The sequence below is a fragment of the Pseudodesulfovibrio nedwellii genome (assembly GCF_027923765.1).
GTDB classification, from domain to species: Bacteria; Desulfobacterota; Desulfovibrionia; order Desulfovibrionales; family Desulfovibrionaceae; genus Pseudodesulfovibrio; species Pseudodesulfovibrio nedwellii.
In genome coordinates this window covers 2,869,424-2,891,890 of record NZ_AP026709.1, presented here as the reverse complement: position 1 = coordinate 2,891,890, position 22,467 = coordinate 2,869,424, and the positions used below count along the sequence as shown (strand labels likewise).

Annotated in this window: 22 protein-coding genes; 9 read left to right on the top strand and 13 right to left on the bottom strand. The window is 49.7% G+C overall.

The genetic code is table 11. The features are described 5' to 3' along the window. Window positions 1–13: 13 nt before the first annotated feature. Window positions 14–706 (top strand): queuosine precursor transporter, encoded by a 693-nt coding sequence (locus SYK_RS13535; RefSeq protein WP_281760805.1) that lies wholly within the window; start codon window positions 14–16, stop codon window positions 704–706. Between the two features lie 96 nt (window positions 707–802). Here the strand turns inward: SYK_RS13535 and SYK_RS13530 are convergent, their stop codons facing one another. The 7 genes from SYK_RS13530 to SYK_RS13500 form a co-directional block, all read right to left on the bottom strand. After that, window positions 803–1,489, bottom strand: coding sequence for an SPOR domain-containing protein (locus SYK_RS13530; RefSeq protein WP_281760804.1), 687 nt, complete (start codon window positions 1,487–1,489; stop codon window positions 803–805). Between the two features lie 4 nt (window positions 1,490–1,493). Continuing rightward, on the bottom strand, window positions 1,494–3,137 hold the full coding sequence (argS, locus tag SYK_RS13525) for an arginine--tRNA ligase (RefSeq protein ID WP_281760803.1): 1,644 nt from the start codon (window positions 3,135–3,137) through the stop codon (window positions 1,494–1,496). A gap of 110 nt (window positions 3,138–3,247) precedes the next feature. Further along, on the bottom strand, window positions 3,248–4,282 hold the full coding sequence (locus SYK_RS13520; RefSeq protein WP_281760802.1) for a DUF2157 domain-containing protein: 1,035 nt from the start codon (window positions 4,280–4,282) through the stop codon (window positions 3,248–3,250). Between the two features lie 144 nt (window positions 4,283–4,426). Beyond that, the gene (locus tag SYK_RS13515) at window positions 4,427–5,884 is read right to left on the bottom strand and encodes a tetratricopeptide repeat protein (protein ID WP_281760801.1); all 1,458 of its coding nucleotides are present in this window, start codon (window positions 5,882–5,884) and stop codon (window positions 4,427–4,429) included. A 152-nt stretch (window positions 5,885–6,036) separates the two neighbouring features. Further along, entirely contained in the window at window positions 6,037–7,371 is a 1,335-nt protein-coding gene (locus tag SYK_RS13510; RefSeq protein ID WP_281760800.1) for a tetratricopeptide repeat protein, read from the bottom strand. A 125-nt stretch (window positions 7,372–7,496) separates the two neighbouring features. Further along, window positions 7,497–8,249 carry an MBL fold metallo-hydrolase gene (locus SYK_RS13505; RefSeq protein ID WP_281760799.1) on the bottom strand — a complete coding sequence of 251 codons (753 nt, stop codon included), beginning with the start codon at window positions 8,247–8,249 and terminating at the stop codon, window positions 7,497–7,499. Between the two features lie 80 nt (window positions 8,250–8,329). Then, window positions 8,330–8,533, bottom strand: a complete 204-nt coding sequence (locus SYK_RS13500) for a hypothetical protein (protein ID WP_353618234.1) — start codon at window positions 8,531–8,533, stop codon at window positions 8,330–8,332. 193 nt (window positions 8,534–8,726) lie between these two features. Between SYK_RS13500 and SYK_RS13495 the strand changes: the two genes are divergently transcribed. Both SYK_RS13495 and dapF read left to right on the top strand, forming a co-directional pair. After that, a complete protein-coding gene (locus SYK_RS13495) occupies window positions 8,727–9,092 on the top strand; it encodes a hypothetical protein (protein ID WP_281760797.1) in 366 nt (121 codons plus the stop codon). 81 nt (window positions 9,093–9,173) lie between these two features. Continuing rightward, entirely contained in the window at window positions 9,174–10,025 is an 852-nt protein-coding gene (dapF, locus tag SYK_RS13490) for a diaminopimelate epimerase (protein WP_281760796.1), read from the top strand. Window positions 10,026–10,237: 212 nt separating this feature from the next. On the opposite strand, the gene SYK_RS13485 is transcribed toward dapF, so the two are convergent. Then, the gene (locus SYK_RS13485) at window positions 10,238–12,109 is read right to left on the bottom strand and encodes an N-acetylmuramoyl-L-alanine amidase (protein ID WP_281760795.1); all 1,872 of its coding nucleotides are present in this window, start codon (window positions 12,107–12,109) and stop codon (window positions 10,238–10,240) included. A gap of 82 nt (window positions 12,110–12,191) precedes the next feature. Then, window positions 12,192–12,938 carry a metallophosphoesterase family protein gene (locus tag SYK_RS13480; protein ID WP_281760794.1) on the bottom strand — a complete coding sequence of 249 codons (747 nt, stop codon included), beginning with the start codon at window positions 12,936–12,938 and terminating at the stop codon, window positions 12,192–12,194. A gap of 99 nt (window positions 12,939–13,037) precedes the next feature. Here SYK_RS13480 and SYK_RS13475 point away from each other — a divergent pair, with 99 nt between their 5' ends. Then, complete coding sequence (locus SYK_RS13475) at window positions 13,038–13,517, top strand: chemotaxis protein CheD (protein ID WP_281760793.1); 480 nt, start codon at window positions 13,038–13,040, stop codon at window positions 13,515–13,517. Between the two features lie 67 nt (window positions 13,518–13,584). Here the strand turns inward: SYK_RS13475 and SYK_RS13470 are convergent, their stop codons facing one another. Genes SYK_RS13470 through SYK_RS13460 form a run of 3 tightly spaced genes read right to left on the bottom strand, consistent with a single transcriptional unit; the run spans window position 13,585 to window position 16,045 of the window. After that, entirely contained in the window at window positions 13,585–14,247 is a 663-nt protein-coding gene (locus SYK_RS13470) for a peptidylprolyl isomerase (RefSeq protein WP_281760792.1), read from the bottom strand. Between the two features lie 53 nt (window positions 14,248–14,300). After that, entirely contained in the window at window positions 14,301–15,110 is an 810-nt protein-coding gene (gene aroE / locus SYK_RS13465; protein WP_281760791.1) for a shikimate dehydrogenase, read from the bottom strand. 8 nt (window positions 15,111–15,118) lie between these two features. Beyond that, entirely contained in the window at window positions 15,119–16,045 is a 927-nt protein-coding gene (locus SYK_RS13460; protein ID WP_281760790.1) for an ACP S-malonyltransferase, read from the bottom strand. Between the two features lie 171 nt (window positions 16,046–16,216). Here SYK_RS13460 and SYK_RS13455 point away from each other — a divergent pair, with 171 nt between their 5' ends. From SYK_RS13455 to SYK_RS13445, 3 genes are all read left to right on the top strand, one after another. Continuing rightward, entirely contained in the window at window positions 16,217–16,840 is a 624-nt protein-coding gene (locus SYK_RS13455) for an acetyltransferase (RefSeq protein ID WP_281760789.1), read from the top strand. Between the two features lie 323 nt (window positions 16,841–17,163). After that, window positions 17,164–17,589, top strand: coding sequence for an HIT family protein (locus SYK_RS13450; RefSeq protein WP_281760788.1), 426 nt, complete (start codon window positions 17,164–17,166; stop codon window positions 17,587–17,589). A gap of 29 nt (window positions 17,590–17,618) precedes the next feature. After that, window positions 17,619–17,903, top strand: coding sequence for an integration host factor subunit alpha (locus tag SYK_RS13445; protein WP_281760787.1), 285 nt, complete (start codon window positions 17,619–17,621; stop codon window positions 17,901–17,903). A 51-nt stretch (window positions 17,904–17,954) separates the two neighbouring features. Here SYK_RS13445 and SYK_RS13440 read toward each other — a convergent pair whose 3' ends face one another. Beyond that, complete coding sequence (locus SYK_RS13440; RefSeq protein WP_281760786.1) at window positions 17,955–18,572, bottom strand: SPOR domain-containing protein; 618 nt, start codon at window positions 18,570–18,572, stop codon at window positions 17,955–17,957. 150 nt (window positions 18,573–18,722) lie between these two features. Between SYK_RS13440 and SYK_RS13435 the strand changes: the two genes are divergently transcribed. Both SYK_RS13435 and acs read left to right on the top strand, forming a co-directional pair. Then, complete coding sequence (locus tag SYK_RS13435; protein ID WP_281760785.1) at window positions 18,723–20,087, top strand: protein kinase domain-containing protein; 1,365 nt, start codon at window positions 18,723–18,725, stop codon at window positions 20,085–20,087. A gap of 282 nt (window positions 20,088–20,369) precedes the next feature. Then, window positions 20,370–22,352, top strand: a complete 1,983-nt coding sequence (gene acs / locus SYK_RS13430; protein ID WP_281760784.1) for an acetate--CoA ligase — start codon at window positions 20,370–20,372, stop codon at window positions 22,350–22,352. Window positions 22,353–22,467 lie beyond the last annotated feature (115 nt).

Sequence of the window (22,467 nt, the reverse complement as noted above, 5' to 3'; positions counted from 1 at the left end):
CAATCCCACGCGCATGAACGAAACGTTATGGATACTCTTCGCATTGGTGGACCTGTGTATGGTCCTAGTGGTCTACCGGCTCTTTGGTCGCGTTGGTCTGTTTGGCCTCATGGTCTTCAATTTATTGCTGTGCAATATTCAGGTGCTCAAAACCGTTGAACTTTTTGGTTTGACTACGACGTTGGGCAACGTGCTGTATGCCAGCGTATTCTTGTCCACGGACCTGCTCAGCGAATTCTACGGTAAGAAAGAAGCGCGTAAAGGCGTTCTCCTCGGATTCGTGGCTCTGGTCATGATGGTCGGATATATGCAAATTGCACTCTATTTCCAACCTGCCGCAGATGACTTTGCCCAGCCCCACTTGTCTGCCCTGTTCGGTTTCATGCCGCGCATCGCTTTGGCAAGCATGATGGCCTATCTCATATCCCAACTCCATGACGTCTGGGCTTTCCACGCCATCAAGCAACGGACCGGCGAAAAATATCTGTGGCTGCGCAACAACGCCTCCACCATGGTCAGCCAGCTGTTCGACTCGGCCATCTTCTGTTTCATCGCATTTTGGGGTCTGTTCCCTACAGACGTCTTTATGGAAATACTGCTTTCCACCTACGTCATCAAGATCGTGGTCGCCGGACTGGACACGCCGTTCATCTATCTGGCCAAACGAATCTTTACAGATCGCAGCCATAGCCCCAAAGAAGCATAACGCACACCGATATTCAAAATCATCAAGCCCTTGCTCTGCAGGGGCTTTTTTTGGAAATAAAAAAGGCGGACCGTATGGTCCGCCTTTGTATTTTCATTATTGCGCTGGTGTCTTTTTTTTCAAAAGAGGTTTCTTGATGCCATGCTTGGCAAGCACCGCCTTCATCTCATCCGTCGAGGCAGGCGAGCCGTGATAAAGCACCTGAACGCGGTGCCATGTCGATCCCTTGGCTTCTCCAGATGCCACTTGAGCACGCAGGCCTGAAGCGACCAGCTTGTCACGCAAGGCATCTGCCATTTCGGCCTTCTTAAACGAAGCAACCTGGTAAATATAATCAAAGACAGGATCACCCGGCTTAACTGCCGTGGGATCAAAGACCTCTGGCTTGACAGAAGAAACCTCAACTTTGACTTCAGGCTTCTTCACCGCTGGCTTGACCGGCTTCGGCTTAACTGCGGGTTGATCCATAACCTGTTGAGTCGGCGCAGACAGACGATCCGCGTATTCCAACTCCTCAAGCTTAAGAACTTTAGGCTTGGCCTGCTCCTCTGCCTGACCATGCTCACTGGAGGGCATAATCTGCTCAAGGGGCGGCACATCTGCCTCTGGTCGATATCCTCGGCCAATAAGTATTCCCATGATAAAGAAAAAAGTCAGTGCGAGTACACCCGCTCCAACCGCGCTGATCATGCCCGGCAGGGACAGGGATAAATCATAGGTCTTCTTGCTCGCATTGAGCTTAGGGACTTTAATCTTGTATTTCGGTTCTTTTTTTTCCGCCATGATCCTACATCGATTCCGGTGCGTTCACTCCGAGCAGACCCAATCCATTTTTGACCACAACGGCCACACAACTCAACAACATGAGTCTGGCCGATGCAATATCGACCTCAGCAGAGAGTACATGACAATTGGTATAGTATCTGTGGAGCTTTGATGCAAGCTCCTGCAAATACATAGAGATCATATTCGGGCTTTGGGTCCGTGCGGCCACTTCCACAAAGTCGGGGTAAAGATCAAGATGTTGAAGAATTTCCATATCATACTTTGTATTAAGCAAAGCCAAGGAATCCGATCCAACTGCGGCTGCACTCAAGCCGGCCTCGTCCGCTTTATTTTTAAGCGAACAGATGCGGGCGTGAGCGTACTGCACATAGTATACGGGGTTATCCATGGACTTCTGCTTGACCAACTCCAAATCAAAATCAAGCTTGGAGTCGGACTTACGAGACAGGAACATGAACCGAGCAGCATCTGAGCCAACCTCGTCCACCACATCCTTGAGCGTCTCGAACTGACCGGCGCGAGTGGACATTGCGATAGGCTGTCCATCCCGAAGTAGGTTGACCAGATTGACCAGAATGACGTGCAGGCCGCCTTTCTTGCCGAGCGCTTCACAGGCCGCCATCATGCGCGGGATGTAGCCGTGATGATCCGCACCCCAAATGTCGACAACGAGGTCAAAGCCACGTTTGAACTTGTTGTCATGGTAGGCGATGTCGGATGCAAAATACGTGGTATCGCCATTGGATTTGCGCAAAACACGATCCTTGTCATCGCCCAGCTCAGTGGACTTAAACCAAAACGCGCCGTCAGCTTCATAGCCCATGCCGGATGCTGTCATGTCCGCAAAGGTTTCATCAACCTTGCCGTCCGTGACCAAAGACTTTTCCGAAAACCAAACGTCGTGACGCACACCAAAGGCGGCCAGATCGACCTTGATACCTTCAAGAATCACATCTTTACCGAAAACCTTGCACAGCTCAGTGGCTTCGGCTTCATCCCTGTCCAGCAGGTCGGGGTACTTCGCCATGACATCACGGGCGATGTCAGCAATGTAGCCGCCCTTATAAAAATTTTCCGGCTCAGTCACATCCTGACCAGCGATCTCACGAGCGCGATACAGAATGGAACCACCCAGAATAAGCATCTGACGACCAGCGTCATTGATATAATATTCGGCTTCGACGTCATATCCAGCTTTTTCCAGAATACGAGTCAGAGAATCACCCAGTGCAGCACCACGTCCATGCCCAATGTGCAACGGACCAGTGGGGTTGGCAGAGACATACTCCACCTGCACCTTGGTGCCGTTACCCATGGTGGACGTACCGTATGCCTCACCGACTTCGGTGATGACACCCACGGTGTCCTGCCAAAAACTCGGGGCAAAGGTGAAATTCAGGAAACCGGGGCCAGCGATATCGACCTTCTCAATCAAGGCATCACCTTCAAAAGCAGCCTGAATGTCTTCGGCCACGGCACGCGGGGCCTTCTTGGCCTGCTTGGCGAGCATCATGGCCACGTTGACCGACATGTCACCAAACTTCTTGTCCTTGGGCGGCTCGATAACCGTTTTCTCCGGCCATTCCCAGCCAAAACCGTCCAGCACCTTTCTCAGTGCTTCTTCCAAATGTATTTTCGCTCTCATGAGTATATATTCTCCTTAAACAAAGCTTGTGGGGCAGGCACTAGCACGTTTGGTGCCGCAATCCAAGAGGATAAAGGCGACCAATCCCGGCGGAAATACAAGCTTGAACCCTATACTCTGAACTGCGGCAATGTCCGTTTCAAGATTTCAGGGAGCATCTCCATCATCTTCCGTTCAATGGTGTCCTTATGTCGATGATACTGCAATCCCAAAGCGATAACTGCTAATCCAACCCCGCTCAAGGCGAAGGCAAAAAGCAACTCGCTCTCAAAAACATCGTAGGCCAGATGACCAAGATATATACTGACCCCAATGCCGCCGAAAACGATGAACACGCGACGCTGCAACAGCACCGACACACCCATCAAAATTACGTTAATGCAACAATAAACGAGTTTGCCGAGTTCCGTGTCACTGTCCATGCTGGTCAAACCACCCCAAAAGGCGAGCAGGCCAAACAGATACCCCCAGAAAGCAAAATCCTGCTCGGTTCGTCGATCCACCAGAAAACTCCCGACCAGCATAACCAAACCAAACCACACGGAAACCAGTTTGCGCTGTTCCCAAGAAAAATCAGTGCCATATAAAACGGCGGTCAAATCCATGGACATAAACCACAGGCTGAACGCCACAGGTAGCATTATAAAAGGGAATCTGCACCACCGAAGAGCGACAAGCCCAGCCACGATGGTGCATACTTCCATGAGGAACCAACCACTTTTAACCCATAGATAAAAATCCGAATAACTTCCGGGTTCATGCCAGCCCCACCAACCAGTCATTTCCTGAATCCCAAAAACGGCCATGGGCGTCATACAAACCGCTGCCGTAACCAGAATTCCACCGGGAATACGCTGCCCTTTGCCTTTCCAGAGCCATCGCCCCACCAACAAAAACATGCAGGCATAGAAAAGTGCCACGGCCAAGTGACCGCCTCCACCAAGGGCTTCCCACGCCGAGGTGACATAGAACGTCATGGAACCGATAACAATAAGTCCACCCAGATAATAAAGAACATTAGCAAAGGACAACGATGGCTTGTCCGCATATTTCTGCTGGAACGCGTCAACCAGTGCATCGCGCACCTCTGGCGCAATAACTTGTGTATCTGCTGCCCAATCAAGATCTTTCATCGAAAATTTCATGGTACTCCTTCCTTGAAACAATCTTCCGAGGCAGAGTACGCAAAACATGGCACCATGTACACATTTGCAATTTTTCACACTCTTGGCACGATACGTATTTTAAAAAATGACAGAGAATCACTCAAACAGGAGTAACCGCCCCCTTTACAGCTCCAGGTTGGTAAAGGGCTTCCACTTTTTCTTTTTTTTCTTTGACTCCAACAAAGACAAATCAAAACCAGAATCACCCACGGATTCAACGGCTGCCCGGACTGGATCAGGCTCGGTTTCGGCTTTGGTTTTCGCTTCAGCAAGCTTCACCTGTGCCAAAGAATTTTCCGAGTCAAGATCCAGAACATGTCCGAAAAACGGCAAGGAGTCCCTATACCGTCGCAACTCCAGATACAGCGATCCAATATTTAAGGCCGCGCCCACGCTGCCAGCATAAAAATGAGGATCGATATTTAGAGCCTTCTCAAAACATTTCAAAGCAACCATGCGTTGATTGCCTTCCCACTGCGCCAAGCCCATATTATAATGAATAACGGGGTCTTCCGGGGCAATAGTCACGGCCTTACCATAGACTTCAACAGCCTCGGCCCATCGTCCTTCCCCACGCAAAATAATGCCGAGACGATTAAAATGAACAAGATCGTCCCTCCCCAGAACCCGCTTGGTATCAATAACCCGATTCAAATATTTAACCGCCAGATTTGGAGCAATGGCCGTCACCGCGTCCACAATGCGCTGGGTCAGGTCGCCGACCATGCTGCTGACTTCCTTTTCCGCAACAGCCATACCTCGATCAAGGTACTTCTCAGCCTCTTCATGCTCCCCTTTGCGCAGATGCTCCTCTGCGATGTCAATTTTACGTTCAGGGTTCAACGGACTGATGTCGTCCAGCTCCTTCATGTAGGCAAGAGCCCGTTCATCTTCCATCTCCCTGAAGGCCTCGGCGAGCTTAATAAGCGGAGCCATGAAAATCGGTTTGGCTTCATGGGCGGCCATGTAACACTGCACAGCCTTGTCGATTTCGCCCACTCCCATGAGGGCATTACCCCGAAGGACCAATCCCCGAGCACTGTCTGGACGCGTCATGAGGATACGATCCGAGGCATCCAAAGCCGCATTATATTCACGATTCTCCAAAAGTTCCTCACACAACAATATTTGCTGTTTGAGTTCCATGAACGGCGAGATCACCTCAGCCAAAGCGTCAATGACCATATTGGCAGAGGCTGGCTTAACCAACACTCGACTCACTCCCAGCTCAAAGAAATAGGCCACGGTTTCCTGTGTTGCTTCCCAGGTCAACATGACCATCTTCACATCCGGGAATTCCCGTTTAAGCGTGATAATAAAATCCGTGGAAGGGCGATTGTCGATCATCCGCTCGATAAATATGACGCAGGGAATCCCTTGATCCTGCAATTCCAAACACTTCTTCATGGCTGAACCCATGGAAGAAAAAGCAAGCAAGGAATCCCCGCTCAAACCGATAACCCGTGAAACGATATTCCGCAGAGCACGGGTAAAGACGAAATCGTCGGATAGATAGACGATGACTCCTCCGTCTTTCTTGATAAAATCAAGAACAATGGTGTCAGCGGATTTTCCAAGCATGATCTCTCCCGTTTTTCACACAGTGAACTGCCACTAGTCCTGCCATACTGCATACTACGTGATGTGAGGGAAACGGGTCAACCCGACACGAAAAACCCCGGCTGTCAACAAGGACAACCGGGGTTAGATGATTTGAAAAACGCAAAGACCGTCTAGGATTTTTCTTCGAGCGCGGCCAGCTTCCGCAGAGCCGCAGTGTTGTTCGGATTGATTTCCATCGCGCTTTTAAAACAGGGTATGGCTTTTTCATTCTCTCTGAGTTCGCTAAAAAGCATCCCGACATTCATGGAAACAGCTTCGCTCGCCTTATAAAAAACAGGGTTCCGCTTCAGAGCATTTTCAAAGCACTTCCCCGCCAATCGACGTTCTCCACCATCAATATAGGCCATCCCCATATTGTAATGCAGCCCTTCGTCGTCTGGAGAAATCCGCAATGCCTGAATATAATTTTCAATAGCTTCCTTCCATTTGCCCTGTCCACGCAATGCGATACCAAGCTTATTGAAAAGCGTAATGTCCCCCGGTCCAAGACGTGAACCTTTTGCCTCCAATACTTTGCTCAAGTATTTTTCGGCCATACGGGGTGATATTTGTTGTACTGCTTCAGAAATATTTTCGGCAACCGAACTGATCAGACTCATCGCTTCGTGCGTTGCAGCGTCAATGGCCTGATCAAAATATTTTTCCGCCATTTCCATTTTCTTTTGATGGACAAAAATCTTGCCGATATCCGTTTTTCGTTCAGCATTGAGCGGACTCAATTTGTCAAGTTTCTTCATATAAGCAAGGGCTTTATCCTCGTCCAACCCCTTATATGCTCCCACTAACTTCTTGAGAGGTTCCAAATACAATTTGGAACTATCATGTGCACGATGGAAACAGGCCAACGCCTTATCCATATCACCCTGCAATGAATAGACATCACCCTTGAGCATCAGTCCGGCCGGGCTTTCCGGTTTAAGCTGCAAGATCTTGTCTGCAATCTTCATGGCTTCCATGAATTTGTTGGCAGCAAGACACCGCTTTCCAATGGACATATATTCGCTGAGCTTGCCCTGAGGCTGCACGGTGAACGCCATTTTTTCGATTATATTATTGATGGAAGCAGGTTTGGAAATAACGTTATTCACGCCAAGTTCATAAAAATAGGCGATGTTTTCCCGTTTGGTTTCACCTGCCAAAACGACAATTTTCAGCTCCGGCAACAACCGCTTGAGAGTAATAATGGTATCCGTGCTCGGATGTCCGCCCAAAATCCGCTCAATAAAGACTGTTGTTTCTAAAGACCGTTTATCCAATTCCTGGATTTTTTTGAGTCCCTGCTGCACATTTTCAAAAGCGAAGAAGCAATTGCGTTTGGTGCCGATGACCTTGAAAAGGGTTGTAGCCAGTGTCTTCTTGAACAAAAGATCTTCACTGACAAGAACCACATTCCCATTTGATTTCTCAAAATAATCGTAAACGATAGAATCGTATTTTCCCGCCATAATCCCCTCTGAAACAAAACCAGATAATCAATTACGCCAATCAAACATTCGTTTCACAACGTTACTCACTGTGCAGGATGGCATAAAAAAGTCTGGTTGGGAATGATAAATAAGGGAATAAGACTCTACAAAATATGGACATCTCCAGGCTCAGGCAGAAAAACCCTCATGTCAGAAATGGCGTTTGCCCGTGCAAGAATCACATTTTTCCTTTCCCGTCGAACCGTTCGCTTCACATGAACCAAAGCGCAGGCTTTGGCACTTGCCTTACGTGCAAAATCAACGGAAGACTCAACGCTTCCGTGTCCTGTTTTTTCCTGATCCAAAGAATAGGACTCGTGAACCACAAGGTCACACCCCAAAGCCAGCTCCAAAGTGTCATCAGTGGGCTGTCCGTCACCGGAATAAAACAAGGACTTATCCGCAGTATCAAGCCGAATAGCCTGACAAGGCATGGCATGATCGCTCATAGCAAATCGGAACCGAAAACCAGCGTGTTTAAAATCCTGGCCAGGATCACATTCAATAAAAAAAATGCTGAACTTTGCCCGAGCCAAGGCGTTGGAATACGCCATTTCCATAAGGCGGGTAACGCGAGATTCAATGCCCGAAGGGCCAAGAATGGTCAAACGCTTGGTGCGCCCTTCCTCAATGGAGCGGACAAGCAATGCGGGCAATCCAAAATAATGATCGCCATGAAAATGAGAAATATAAACAGCATCTAATGCAAGGGGATTCGCGGCCATCCCCCAAAAGACACAGGCAGCAGTAAAACCACAATCAAGCAAGACGGTGGAAGAACCGGCGTGCACCAACAAAGAAGTGTTGGGCAACTTGTCATCAAAGGCTTCGCCAACACCGGCAAAGGTCACACGCATGGGGAAAACTCCGTATCTGAAATTTTGTACATGCGACGGACTATCGCCTGAAAAAGGAATTAGGGCAATAGGGGTAAACCCTATTTTTCGTTGTCTCTATTTCTGACGTCATCCCGCCAGGAATTTAGCGGGGCATAACAGCCCTGCCCCTCATGCTGAGATTGACGCACTTGCTCACTCATTTCAGGATCGAGCATAAGGCCGCACATGTACCGCTTCTTCTCTTCATCCCAAAAAAGATCCGGGCAACGGCGCATATAACCATATCGTCTATGAGATTCCATGCAGGGGTCTTGCAGACAACACCACCCACATCCAACACACGGCTTGGACATGTCTTTTCATTCTCCTGATTCTTATTGGGTCAGCGATACCTTTGGCCGCCGTAAATGGCAAGAAAGTGCACTTGACTTTTTTCGCCGTTGCTTCGATTCTTAAATCATCAAAAATCGTAATACAAATTAAGGCTTCCCATTCATGAAATTCACATTGGAACTCGAAAACGATTACCTGTTCAGTTCTACAACCGGGACAGTGAACACACTCGAAGAAATGCAGCAATACGCCACGGCCATCCTCAATAAGACGTATAAATATGGCATCAAACGCATTTTACTGGACCAAACCGGCCTAAAGAACAATACCTCGTCACTTGACGCGAGCCTTCTGGCCAACTCCGTCGAAATTGATATGGCAGCCGTCCAAGGAATACGGGTCGCCACCATTGTCACTCCAAACGAGTATTCTATTGCTGTCACGTATGAAAACGCACTCTTCAACCGATCGCTCAACTGCAAAACTTTCATGGAGAAAGAACAAGCCATGCAGTGGCTCACATCCTGATTCACCTCTCATCCATATCCAAAAAGAATTGGACCATATGTAAATCACGGCCTACCAGTGGTAAAAATGGAGTTACACACCATGAATATATTCACCAAGTCCGTTCCTTTCTACAAAATGCAGGGTTGCGGCAACGATTTCGTCGTCATCGACAACCGGGAGCTTGGCATCCCGGAATCAGCCATGGAAGCATGGGCCAAAGCCCTCTGCGCCCGAGCTTTTGGAATTTATGCCGACGGGCTCTTCTTTCTTGAGGATTCAGAAGATGCAGCACTGGACTACCGGTGGCATTTCTACAACTCCGACGGGTCTCGCGCCGAGATGTGCGGCAATGCCTCCCGCTGTGCGGGCAAACTTGCCCACGCCATAGGCTTAGCCCCGGCTGAGCACACCTTCGGCACTGATGCTGGCCCCATCAAGGCATCAGTCCTTCTTGACGGACCCGACGTAGGTCGCGTCAAAGTTCAACTCACTCCACCGAAAGAAACAAAAACCAACATCACGCTGGACATCGAAGGTGAACCGTTGACCGTCCACTTCTCGGACACAGGCGTTCCCCATGCCGTCGTCTTCGTAGATGACGTCAAGGCCCTCGACATTATGGATATCGGTCCAAAAATTCGCTACCACGAGGCCTTTGCTCCAGCTGGTACCAATGTTAATTTTGCACAGATCATCGACGAAAATACGATGTTATTACGCACCTATGAACGAGGTGTGGAAGCCGAGACATATGCTTGTGGGACTGGCGCAGCCGCCACGCAGGTGTTGGCCAATACCCTTGGTTTGACCGGGAGTTTCGCGAATCTGACCACGACCAGTGATGAAATGCTAACCATCTTTTTGGAAGACGGTAATATTTTCCTCCAAGGAGCAGCAGAATTGACCTTCCAAGGCGAATTCTTTCTCGGGCCGCTAGGGTTGACTCTGTAAGACCTCCACAGAGTGCCCCGGCAAATGAAACGCCTCATCATTATGTTGGTGAGGCGTTTTTTACCTCCTTTTTTTCGCCTCGAAAAAAACAAATCCCCGTAAAAACGAAACCTTTATAAAGATCTCGCGTGCATCCCCACTGCGAATGCACGCGCAAAAAGAGGCTCCCGACTATTTGTCGGGAGCCTCTTAAAAAACGAATGCAATAAAAACTACAATGACGCGTATCGTTCGATCTTGCCTTTGTAGGCCAGAATACCTTCAACAATGCCGTTTGCGAGATAGTCAAGATACCTATCGGACTTGAGTCGCTTGGCCTCTGTCTTGTTGGTGATGTATCCCAATTCAACCAGCACGGAAGGCATTTTTGCTCCCATCAATACGTAGAAAGGAGCCTCGCGTGTTCCCATGTTTTTAAGAGAATATTTTTTGCGAACCCGCTTGATTGTGCTCGACTGTACATCCGAAGCGAGATCTCGGGATTCCTTGATCTTGGAGTTGACCATCAAGTCGGTCAAAATGAATTGAAGGTCGGAAATCGAACGTGGATCAACCGCGTTTTCACGGGCGGCAATACGGACTGCATCCTTGGATTTGGCAAGGTTCAAGCTGTATGTTTCCATACCGTGAATACTGCGACTCCGGTTGGCGTTACAGTGAATGGACAAAAATAGGTCGGCTTTTTTGACGTTAGCCATGGCCGTTCTCTTTTCCAGAGCAATGAATACATCCGTGGTACGGGTGTACGTAATCTTGAAACCCTTGGCCTTGAGTTTTTTACCAAGAAGTTTGGCAAAGCGGAGATTGATGTCCTTTTCACGCAGGCCATTGGAAACGGCCCCGGGGTCCTTGCCGCCATGACCCGGGTCGATCATGATCGTCTTGACGGTCAGGCCGAGCTGCTCAAGCAGATCCCCAGCCATCTTTTTGCTGCCGTACGGTGGACGATATTTTGAATTGGCCGTGGTTTTTCTGGGGGCTGCCTTGGCTGCCGCTTTTTGAGCTGCAAGAGTCTTTGCGTCAGGAGCGTATACATCAATGACAATACGATATGGATTTTGGAGCGGAAAAACCTTGTAATCCTGTAAATCAAGAAAATCGAGGACCACACGGGTGGTATTCTTGTTGTATTGCCCTGTACGGATAGAACGAAGAATGCCGTCTGACACCGTCGTGGACGCGGTAACATCATGGCCCAGTCGTGAATTGCTTATATCGACGTAAAGCCTGTGTGGCCGGTTTACAGCCGCATTTGGCTGGAGCACCTGATAGCGGTACTTGGCCTGATCGTCCAACTCCAAAACTACGCGAGTATATTCGTCACTGGAAGTATATCGGACCACATCTAGATGGGCCATGCCGGAAGGATCCTTGGCTTTGGTACTGGTCGGTTTAGTCTTGGCTATCGGCTTTTTGGCTGTGGCTTTTGCCGCAACGGAATCCAATGTCCCGTTGCCGGACATCGTGCCGCCTGAAACTTTGGCAATGGCCCAGTCGTATTTACCCAATTTTTTGAGGGCTGTTTTAGCTTTATTTTTCATGTCTGAACGCGGGTAGTCGACAATAATGGTCGCCAAATCCAGACGGGCATTGGTGGTTTCCCTGAGTCGTTTGGCATAGACTCCGGCTCGCCGATACAGGCAATCATCAGCCCATCCATGGCGTGGATAACGGGCAAGCACCCGGCCAAAATAGTCAACGGCCCGTCGGAAATCGGATTTCAAACCGCTTTGTATGCCAAGCTCTTCGTGAACCCGGCCAATGTAATACAACGCCTTGGGCGCGTACGGTCCATTGGGGTCCGCCTTGAGACAACGAGAAAAAGATTTCTCCACTTTTTCCCAGTTGGAGCGATACTTGGCGCGCTTACTGTTTTTTATCAATGCATGAAAATCAGAATGGCCAACAATAAAATAGGATTTGGCCGAAGCGGTAAGACCTGTATTCGGGCACAGGAAAATGACGGCAAGGAAAAAAGCCGTAAATAAAAGCAGAAGATGTAATTTCGCAGCGTAATGCAGCTTCATTGTTCCAGACCAGGGCTGAATGAAAAGAGACTTCAACAGACGATTTATCTGAATCATATATGTCAGAACATACAGTTTGGCAGCATTTTTCAGAAAAATCTAAAAAAAGTCCAGAAAAGAATGCGATAAATGGGGAAAATTAGACAACTCCGGTGGTAATCCACTCGGCCCAATCGTCCCTGCCGTTCTCTTTTGCCATGGCTGCAGCACTGTCCCAATCGTACTCCACGTTCATGAATTCGACTTCCCAGCCAGAACCTTCCCTCGTAAGAATCGCATATCTCGCATGGGGTGAACCGCTGGCCATTATATGCGGCGGAGTATCGTCATCATAAGCAGGCAGCCCCACGCTGCCGGGATTAACGATAGTAATATCATCGCACATAATCAGGCCTGCGTGATGAGAATGTCCAGCCAGAACCAGTGAACATCCATTCGCTTCAGGCATGAGATGCTCAAGAAGAGCTGTGTGATCCCGCATGGCAGGCAGGCCTGTGGTTACATCTTCCAGCAGGTAGGACATGTCGTCCTTGGGCGTTCCGTGGCAGAGCAAAATATCCGGTGCAGGACACACTATGGCTGGAAGTGTTTTCAACCATTCCAGTCCCTCTTTTCCAATACTTTTCAATGTGCGCCGGAAAGTCGGCACCTTTTCCCAGTCCAAACCGCCCTCAATGAGGATTCTGTCCTGATTACCAAGAATGGCGGGCATGTCCTCATTTTTAAGTATGGCCCATGTCCCTTCCGGGTCCAATGGACCATAAAAGGTATCCCCGAGATTGTAGAATCGATGCACGCCGTGTGCCCGGGCATGAGTGAGCACTGCTTCGAGGGCAAGACTGTTGCCATGAATGTCAGCCAATACGGCTATGGAATCTTTATACATAATTAAATGACTATTGGATAAAATCAGACGTATTGCAAGGAGGCTTTCCTTTACTCGACGAGAGGCAGGCTCTATATAAGTATTTAAGAGAATGTTATCATGAGTACCATTATTGTCGGCATATCGGACATGCGGTTTTCAGTTACCCCTGAAGACGTACTCGTCACCTATTCCCTAGGATCATGTATCGGGATTTCTGCCTATGATCCGAAGGCACGCATCGGTGGCCTGATCCATTGTCTATTGCCATCTCCGGGTGAAGCCCCAAAAGGGGATCGGGACAACCCTTTCAAGTTTGTTACTACTGGCGTTCCTGTCATGGTACGCCGTCTGGTTAAAGCCGGTGCAAAACAGAACCGTCTGGTCTTTAAAGGAGCAGGCGGAGCCAATATTCGGAGCCAGTACCATATCCCCATTGGTGCAGAAAATGCCGAAGCCTTGCGGGGGGTGCTCTCTTATAACAATGCTCAACTAGCTGCTGAAGAATTTGGAGGAACCATCCCTCGAAGCATGTTTCTTCACATAGATACAGGCCGGGTTCTTGTTCGCTCCAAAGGCATATTCCGCGACCTTGATTAATTCCTATTTTGCATAAAAAAAGAGCAGCCCGTTTCCGGACCGCTCCTAAATCTGATATCTCTTCGCTTTATTTGGGTTGGTATATTTTTTTGATGACAGTCAATTTGACCGGCACATCACTCATTCTGCCGGAGCGGGCTGTCTGTGATTCGTGGATCTTGTTGACTACATCCATACCCCTGATGACCTTACCGAAGGCACAATAGCCCATGGTGGTGCTGCCCGAGTAACTGCCTGTACCGATTTGTTCGGCGGTCTGTTTGTAGTCGAGAACCGGATTGTCTTCCACATTGAAAAAGAATTCACAGGTCGTGGAAAGCGGCTTGTCTGATCTAGCCATGGCGATTGTCCCCTTTTTGTTCAACAGACCTGTAGCGGCTTCGTTGACGATGGGGGGCAATGTGGTCTTCTTTTGGAGTTGGTAGGTATATCCGCCGCCCTGGACGATATTCATGGAGGAATCGTCTGCGCCTGCCGGAGGTTTGCGTTGGCTAATGACGCGGTGAAAAACTGTTTTTTCGTAAAATCCTGAATCAACGTACTTGAGAAAATTAGCAACGGTTTTGGGTGCATCTTTGGGGTAAAGCATCACGATGATGCGGCCTGCGGATGTTTCCATAACCACAACAGGATTGGGTCCGGCTTGTGCATTGGACGGGAAAAAGGCCATCGCCGTAAGCAGCATGCAAGACGTAACCACTGATAACAGGATGTTTCGTGCGATATTCATTGTGTCACCTTTGCTTGAAATGATCAAAAAAATATGTTGTTTCGCGAAACCGGTCAACCCTTTAAGGCGTTGAGTAATAGGTGTCTCGCTCCGGTTTCATTCATATCCAAACCGGTCCAGAGTCGAAATTGAGCCAGTCCTTGGTGAAGAAACATCTCCAAACCGGAAATAGTCTTGCAACCAGCTGTTTTTGCATCCCGCAAAAAACGGGTTTCGAGCGGGTTATAAACGATATCATAAGCCACCATATCCGGGGTAAAGGCATCCGCAGACCACGGAGAAAGGCCTTCAAAATCACCCGACATGCCCAGTGGCGTGGTGTTGCAAACAAGTCCCCACGGGGTGTCCATACGCGCGTTCCAATCAATACAATCTATCTTGAACTCTTCGGCCAATTCCTTTGCCTTGCTGCGTGTACGATTGGCAACGCTGATATACTGTACGCCCAATTCCTTGAGGCCGACAATGACAGCCCGTGCCGCGCCCCCAGCACCCAATACAAGGGCCGAGTCGGGAAGTTGATCCAATGAACGAAGAGGAGCGATAAAACCGACGACATCAGTGTTCTCACCACACAAAATGTCATTATCCCAATAGAGGGTGTTGACCGCGCCGACCTGCGCAGCTCGGTCAGAGATCGCGTCCAGATAATCCATAACCGTCTGTTTGTGTGGAATAGTCACGCTGAGACCAGAAATGGGCCGGGTTCGGATCTGCCCCATAAATGAAGACAGGTCGTCCGGGGAAACCGGCCATGCCGCATAGCTGGCTTCCACGTCGAATTCCCCAAATCCCCAGTTGTGCAGAGCTGGGCTCATGGTGTGACCCAGCGGCCAACCGATAATTCCATAACTTTTAAACATGACGACCTTTACAATTCTCCGGCCTGTTCAAGATTACCAATATTCCGGCCTGACCATTTTTCTTCCATGGATCCAAGGTTGGCCTTGAGCATTTTAAAGAGAACACCCTTGGGGCCGACTTCAACAAATTCTCGAATGCCGGTCACCCACATGGCCTGCATGGTTTGAATCCACAGTACGCTAGAGGTCATCTGATTCTGCATGGTAGTTAATATCTGCTCAGGGTCAGGCTGAGGCAAAGCCGTGGCGTTATGGTGCAAAGGAAAAGCCGGAGTATACCAAGTAAGTGTCTTGAGGAACGCACTAAATTCGTCGGCAGCTTCCTGAATAAGCGGACTGTGAAATGCGCCGGATACAGCCAATCGGATAGCGCGGCCCTTGGCTTCCTTGACGAGAACATCGGCGGCATCGAGTGCTTCTTGCTCACCGCTGATAACGAACTGAGCCGGAGTATTGTAGTTGGCGATGCGCAGTTCCTTACCCGTACTTTTGGCAGCCTTGTCAACGATATCTTCGACAATGTCCTGCTGAAGTTTGACAACAGCGGCCATGCCGTGCCCTGCACCACCGGATTCGGCCATGAGCCGACCACGCAGAATGACGGCCTTGATGCAGTCTTCCATGCTCAGAATACCTGCCGCACCAAGAGATGCGAATTCTCCCAGACTATGTCCTGCCGTTGCTGCAGGAGCAATCTTGTTCTTCACCGTCAACCACAGGGATAGATTGACCACGGTCAATGCCGGCTGCAACGCCCGTGTATCGGCCATGTCAGCAGCCTCGCCGTCCCAGTATATTTCACGAAGAGGCAGACCCGATTCATTTTCAGCTAATTTCCACAGGTCCAAAGCCGCGCTGTCGCTTTCGGCAACATCCCGGCCCATGCCTTTTTCCTGAGAACCCTGTCCCGGAAAGAGTACGCCAATCTTGGTCATTATATTCTCCTTGTATGGATGGGGGGAATGGTTGTTCCCTTCATGCTTTGTCATGTTTGGTGATACCGGAGATATCGCGTCTGAGAATGATGCGTCAAGCAGTCCGTTGTCTGTTCGTTGACAGGAAAAAGACAAAGCAGGTAGATCAATGGGTATAAGTGGAGCAACGATATGAAGATATTAATCATTGGTGACGGTGGCCATGCCCGAATGGTAGCGTCTATTTTGGTAGCCATGGAAAACATGGAACCATTGGGCTATGTATCTGGAGACGGTACAGCCGGAGTTCTCGGTCCTCTGAGCCTACCCGTATTGGGTGGAGATGATTGCGTATCCACTGTGGATCATGATGGCGTGATCGTGGCTGTGGGTGACAATCATGTCCGACAACGACTTTTTGACCAATTGTCAGCGTCCGGTGAAATTTTGGTGAACGCCGTGCACCCCAGTATTATTATGGATCCTGACGTGGAACTTGGGACCGGGTGTGTTATTTGTCCCGGGGTTATCCTGAATACAGGTGCAGTTATCGGCCACAACGTCATTCTCAATACCGGCTGTGTGGTCGAGCATGAATGTTCTATCGGATCGCATATACATGTGGCACCCGGTGTAAAGTTGGCGGGAAACGTCACCGTAAATAACGGTGCGTTCGTTGGCCTTGGGGCCTGTATTATTCAAGGTATTACGATCGGTTCAGACAGTGTGGTTGGCGCTGGGGCGGTTGTCATTGATGACGTTGCTTCGAACTCAACAGTGGTAGGAATTCCGGCAAAAACAAAAAAAGACGTATAAAAATCATTTTTCTCATTATTTATCCGCAATGGTTGGATAAAATGTCACAATGCATTATAACTCGCTGGAATTGCATGTGTTTAGAATTCAAACAGGTATTTCAACAGGTTAAGCAAAACAACGTGTTATTTTTCCAGAACATTTCTAGACTAGCCGCTAGCCCTTGCTGTGCAAGGCTTTCTACAAAAAACGCCAACTGACTTGATTTAACTGGATTTCCCGGTTATAAAAGCGGGTAACTGTCAAAAATTCTTCGTTCGCATGGAACGTTTCCATGCCACTGAAAGGCTTGGATTTCAGACCGAACGGAGTGGAGAGAAGGAATGGCTCACGTGGATTCTGACTGTATTTTTTGTAAGATTGTGGCAGGGGAAATTCCCTGTGCCAAGGTATTTGAGTCGGAAACCTGCATGGCTTTTCTAGACATCGCACCTGTGAACGAGGGGCATGCTCTGGTGCTACCCAAAGGGCATTATCCCACACTCATGGACATTCCCGTAGAAATGGGAAGCGATTTACTTCAGGCTTTGTCCGTAGTGGGCAAGGCGGTCATGGAGGCTACCGGAGCCGACGGCCTGAACCTTATGCAGAACAATTACGAGGCTGCCGGACAATTGGTGCATCATGCACACTATCATCTCATTCCGAGATTCTCGGACGACGGACTGCGCCTGTGGGAGCAGACTCCGTATAAAGATCCTGACGAGATGAATCGGCTTGCGGCTAAAATTGTAAAACTCGTGAAGTAATTTCTGAAAACCTTTTCTGGAGGCGATCAATGGGCACCCTCACCAAAGCTGGCATCGTAGACTACATCTACGAGCGCACTGACAAGAATCGCGCCGAAATCAAGGACTTGGTTGAATCCATCCTTGAGATCATGAAGACTGCCGTCAAGAAGGACCACGCCCTTCTGATCAGCGGTTTCGGCAAGTTTGAAGCGTACGACAAGCGGGCACGCAAGGGGCGCAATCCCCAGACCACCCAGACGATTACTCTGCCACCGCGCAAAGTGGTTGTATTCAGGTTGTCCCGTAAGTTCCGCGCCGAACTGAATCGCTAGGATTGTTCACGAGGCCCGATTCGTTTCGAGCCTCTGAACCACCTACCGATATTACTCGTCGGCTGACTTCTTGAATACGAACCCTTCGGGGTAGTCCGTCTTGAGTGTGGTGAGCGCATTTTCGGCCGAGATTTCGTCCGGGAATGAACCTGCCTGCACGCGGAACAATCCCGTATCCGTTTTGGACAATACAGAGTCCTTGTACCCATCCGAAAGGAGACGTGCGAGGACTTTGTTTGCGTTTTCAAGGTCGGAAAATGCGCCAATCTGTACATAGTACATACCGGGTTCAGTTGAGGCCGAAGAAACAACCTCCTCCGTGACAACCACCTTTTCAGTAATGGTCACTTCTTCGGTTACCACTGCTTCTGTTTTTTTAGCTGCCGGGATTTCGGCGGCCTTGGCTTGGGGCAACGACTCTTCGGCCAAATCATTTTCACCCACATCTACGGGTTGAGCTGCCGCTTCTGCCGGAGCGTCGACGACGTATGTCTCTTCAATGATTTCGGACTGTCCCTCTACCTTTTGCGGAGCAGGAGCAGGTGTCACCTCAACCTGTCGCGCCGGTTGTTTTACCGGAGGCGCCGATTCAATGTGTTTGCGAAAACACCCGCTGAACATCAGAACAGACGTTGCCAAAAAAGTCAGAAGCAATATGCTTTTCTTCATGGGATAACTCCCCCTTTCCTTCAATCTTATGGATAGTAAATCAAGTCTAGAGATAATCTAAACGATATCCAAGCGCAAGAGTGAATGGAGAACCGCACCGGACTGGACAGAGTGTGGACGGACCAGTGCTGGTTAAGATAGTATTTCTTAATGCAAATCGGACGATATGAAATACGGGGCCTTTTAGGCCGAGGCGGCATGGGTGCAGTGTATAAAGCGGCGATGCCGATGACCGGACGAATTGTCGCGCTGAAGGTGTTAAAACCTGCCGAAATACTTGAGGACATTGTGGGCGAGGATGCGCTCAGGGAGATGTTTTTCAAAGAAGCAGCCACCATGGCGAGCATCAGCCATGGCAATGTGGCCTCAATTTTGGATGTGGGCACGGGAGACTCCGTGACACCACCTCATTTCACCATGGAATATTTTTGCGGCAACCTCGGTGTGCTCATGGGAGAAACATACGAGGTCGAACGTGAATCTCGCCGCCTTGGAGTTGAGGCTTCTTTGCACATTGCTCGTGGTATGCTGCATGGTCTGGACAGGTTGCATTTTGAGGGCATTATCCATCGAGACGTCAAACCCTTCAATGTCATGCTGGCCGAGGATCAAGGCGGGCCGGGGCAGGTCAAACTTATTGATTTCGGCCTGAGCAAATTACGCGGTGAAAAAACCGCCGGACACAAGGGCATGGTTGTCGGTTCCCCATATTATACCGCTCCCGAACAGGAAGCTGATCCCGAAAACGCAGACGCCCGTTCCGATGTATATTCCGTGGGTATGACCCTCTATCGCATGCTCACTGGGACTTTGCCCGAAGAGAGTGGCAGTACCAAACGGCTATGCGACATCCACGCTGATCTTGATTGCGCCTGGGATAATTTTTTCGATCAGGCGTTGGCCGTTGATCCAGAAAAAAGATTTCAGGATGCCATGGCCATGATTGACGCCTTAAACAATCTGGAAACAGCATGGCTGTCCCAAAAAGACGCCACCTGTGTAGCTCCGAATTTATTGTTCGAACCTGAACGCCATGATCCTGAATGGTTGCCACGCCATGAATCCGTAAAGGTGGGAATCAAGGGCGCCCGTGCCTTTTTCGATCTCGATAAACTGTGGCGACCCAATGAATACGGCCCCAGCGCATTTAAGAATACCGATGATGAAACGGTGCTGGATCGCGTATCCGGTCGGGTCTGGGAAAAAATCGGATCACGGTATCCTTTGACATGGGAACGCGCCCATACCCACGTGGAGCGGCTGAATCGCAATGGTTTCGCTGGACGCACCGATTGGCGACTGCCCACAGTGGATGAATTGACCACATTATTTACAGGCCGCACCGAACCAGGGGAATTCTGTCTGGAATCCGTGTTTGATCCACGCAAGGCACGGCTTTGGTCTTCTGACACCAAAGCATTTACCGCAGCATGGTATGCGGACGCCGAATTGGGTTTTGTCTGGTGGCAGGACCGAACCTGTCGTTTCTTCGTCCGAGCCGTGAGTGGACGATAATCCCAGATTATATGGCCGAGACAGAGGGCAATGACCTGATGCCGTCGGAGGATGAATATTCACCGTTTACCGAGGATTCAATCCTGTCTTTTGATTGATTCACCGTTCACCGGGCGTATTTGAACCGTTCACCTAAAAAAGAACGCGGTTGCGCGCTTCTTTGAATAAATGATAACGTGTCCAGCGTGACTCACCCCCACAATGGAAACGACATTTCAGAAGGTTGCGGTCCATTTTGACGGAGACCTTGAAGACACAACCATAGATCAGGAGAATACCAGAATGAGCGAAGAGAAGAAAATCGAGAGTCTGCAAAAAGACGGGCAGATATTCGAACCTGACACCTCAATGCAGGCCCAGGCGTGGATTCAAAATATGGAGGCCTATGACGCGGCCAATGAAAAGGCGCTCAACGATCCCGAAGGATACTGGGGCGACAGGGCCAAGGATCTTCTGACCTGGTTTTCCGATTTTGATTCCGTATTGGAAGCGGACTATGACAAGCCCGAGTTCAAATGGTTCGCTGGCGGTACGACCAACGTTTCCTACAACTGTCTGGATCGGCATTTGACCAATGGTCGCCGGAACAAGGCCGCACTTATCTGGCAGGGTGAACCGGAAGAAGACACTCGGGTTTACACCTATCAAATGTTGCACACCGAGGTCTGCCGTTTCGCCAATGTCCTGAAAAAGAAAGGTGTCAAACGCGGCGATCGTGTTGCACTTTACATGCCCATGATTCCCGAGTTGGCTATTGCCATGCTCGCTTGCACCCGTCTTGGCGCATTGCATTCCATTGTTTTTGCAGGATTCTCTTCTATCGCGCTGCAATCCCGTATTGATGACTGTCAGGCCAAGGTTCTGATTACTTCCGACGCTGTTTTGCGCGCAGGCAAGACCATCCCGCTCAAGCCCAACGCAGACGAAGCGCTCAAGGACTGCCCTACGATTGAACAATGCATCGTGGTTCAGCGTGGCGGCAACGAAGTCAGCATGGTCGAAGGCCGTGATTCCTGGTGGCACGAAGAAATCAATGCCGACGACATTACTTCCGAGTGCGATTTCGAGAAAATGGAATCCGAAGATCCACTTTTTATTCTGTATACCTCCGGCTCCACCGGCAAACCCAAGGGCGTGCTGCACACCACCGGTGGGTACCTGACCTATGCGGCCCACACCACACAATATGTGTTCGATGTGAAAGACGATGATGTATACTGGTGTACGGCTGATATCGGCTGGATTACCGGCCATTCATACATCGTGTACGGTCCGCTGGCCCTGGGTGCCACATCCGTCATGTTCGAAGGTGTGCCGAGTTATCCCAAGCCGGACCGTTTCTGGCAGATCGTCGACAAATTCAAGGTCAATATTTTCTACACCGCTCCCACAGTGATTCGTGCGCTCATGCGTGAAGGAGAGGAGTGGACCAAGAAGTACGATCTTTCTTCCCTCCGTTTGCTCGGGTCTGTTGGTGAACCCATCAACCCGGAAGCATGGCTCTGGTATCACAACAATATAGGTGGAGGTAAGCTGCCCATCGTGGATACATGGTGGCAGACAGAAACCGGTGGTGTTATGATTTCCGCCATGCCGTATGCCACCCCGCTCAAACCCGGTTCCGCCACCAAGGCACTGCCTGGTATTTCTGCCAAAATTGTACGCCGTGATGGCTCTCCCGCCGGCCCCAATGAGGGCGGTCATCTTATCATCGATAAGCCGTGGCCCGGTATGCTTCGAAGTGTTTGGGGCGACTCGGAACGATACAAGTCCACCTACTTTGCCGGGTTCCCCGGGGCATATGAAGCCGGTGATGGTGCTCGTGTTGACAATGATGGATATTTCTGGATCATGGGCCGTCTGGATGACGTTATCAATGTATCCGGTCACCGTATGGGTACCGCAGAAATCGAGTCCGCGCTGGTCGCACACAAGGATGTAACAGAAGCCGCAGTCGTCGGTATGCCCCACGACATCAAAGGCGAAACCATTTACGCCTATGTAACTCTCCGATCCGGCCTGGAGCCTGACGACGACATGGTCAAAGAATTAAAGATTTGGGTGCGCAAAGAAATTGGCCCCATCGCCACCCCTGAATTCATTCAATTTGCGGATGGCCTGCCCAAGACTCGTTCCGGTAAAATCATGCGCCGTGTTTTGCGCAAAATCGTCGAAGGATCGAATGAATTTGGCGACACTTCCACACTCGCCGATCCGGGTGTTGTTACTGATTTGGTCGAAGGAAACAAAGACCTCGTCGGATAGTATTAAAACAAACAGAATGAAAAGGCCCTGCACGGTGTGCGGGGCCTTTTTTATGCTTATGCACGATCTTTTTTGAGGGAGAATTTGGGAAGGTGTGTATGCATCCGCAGTGAAA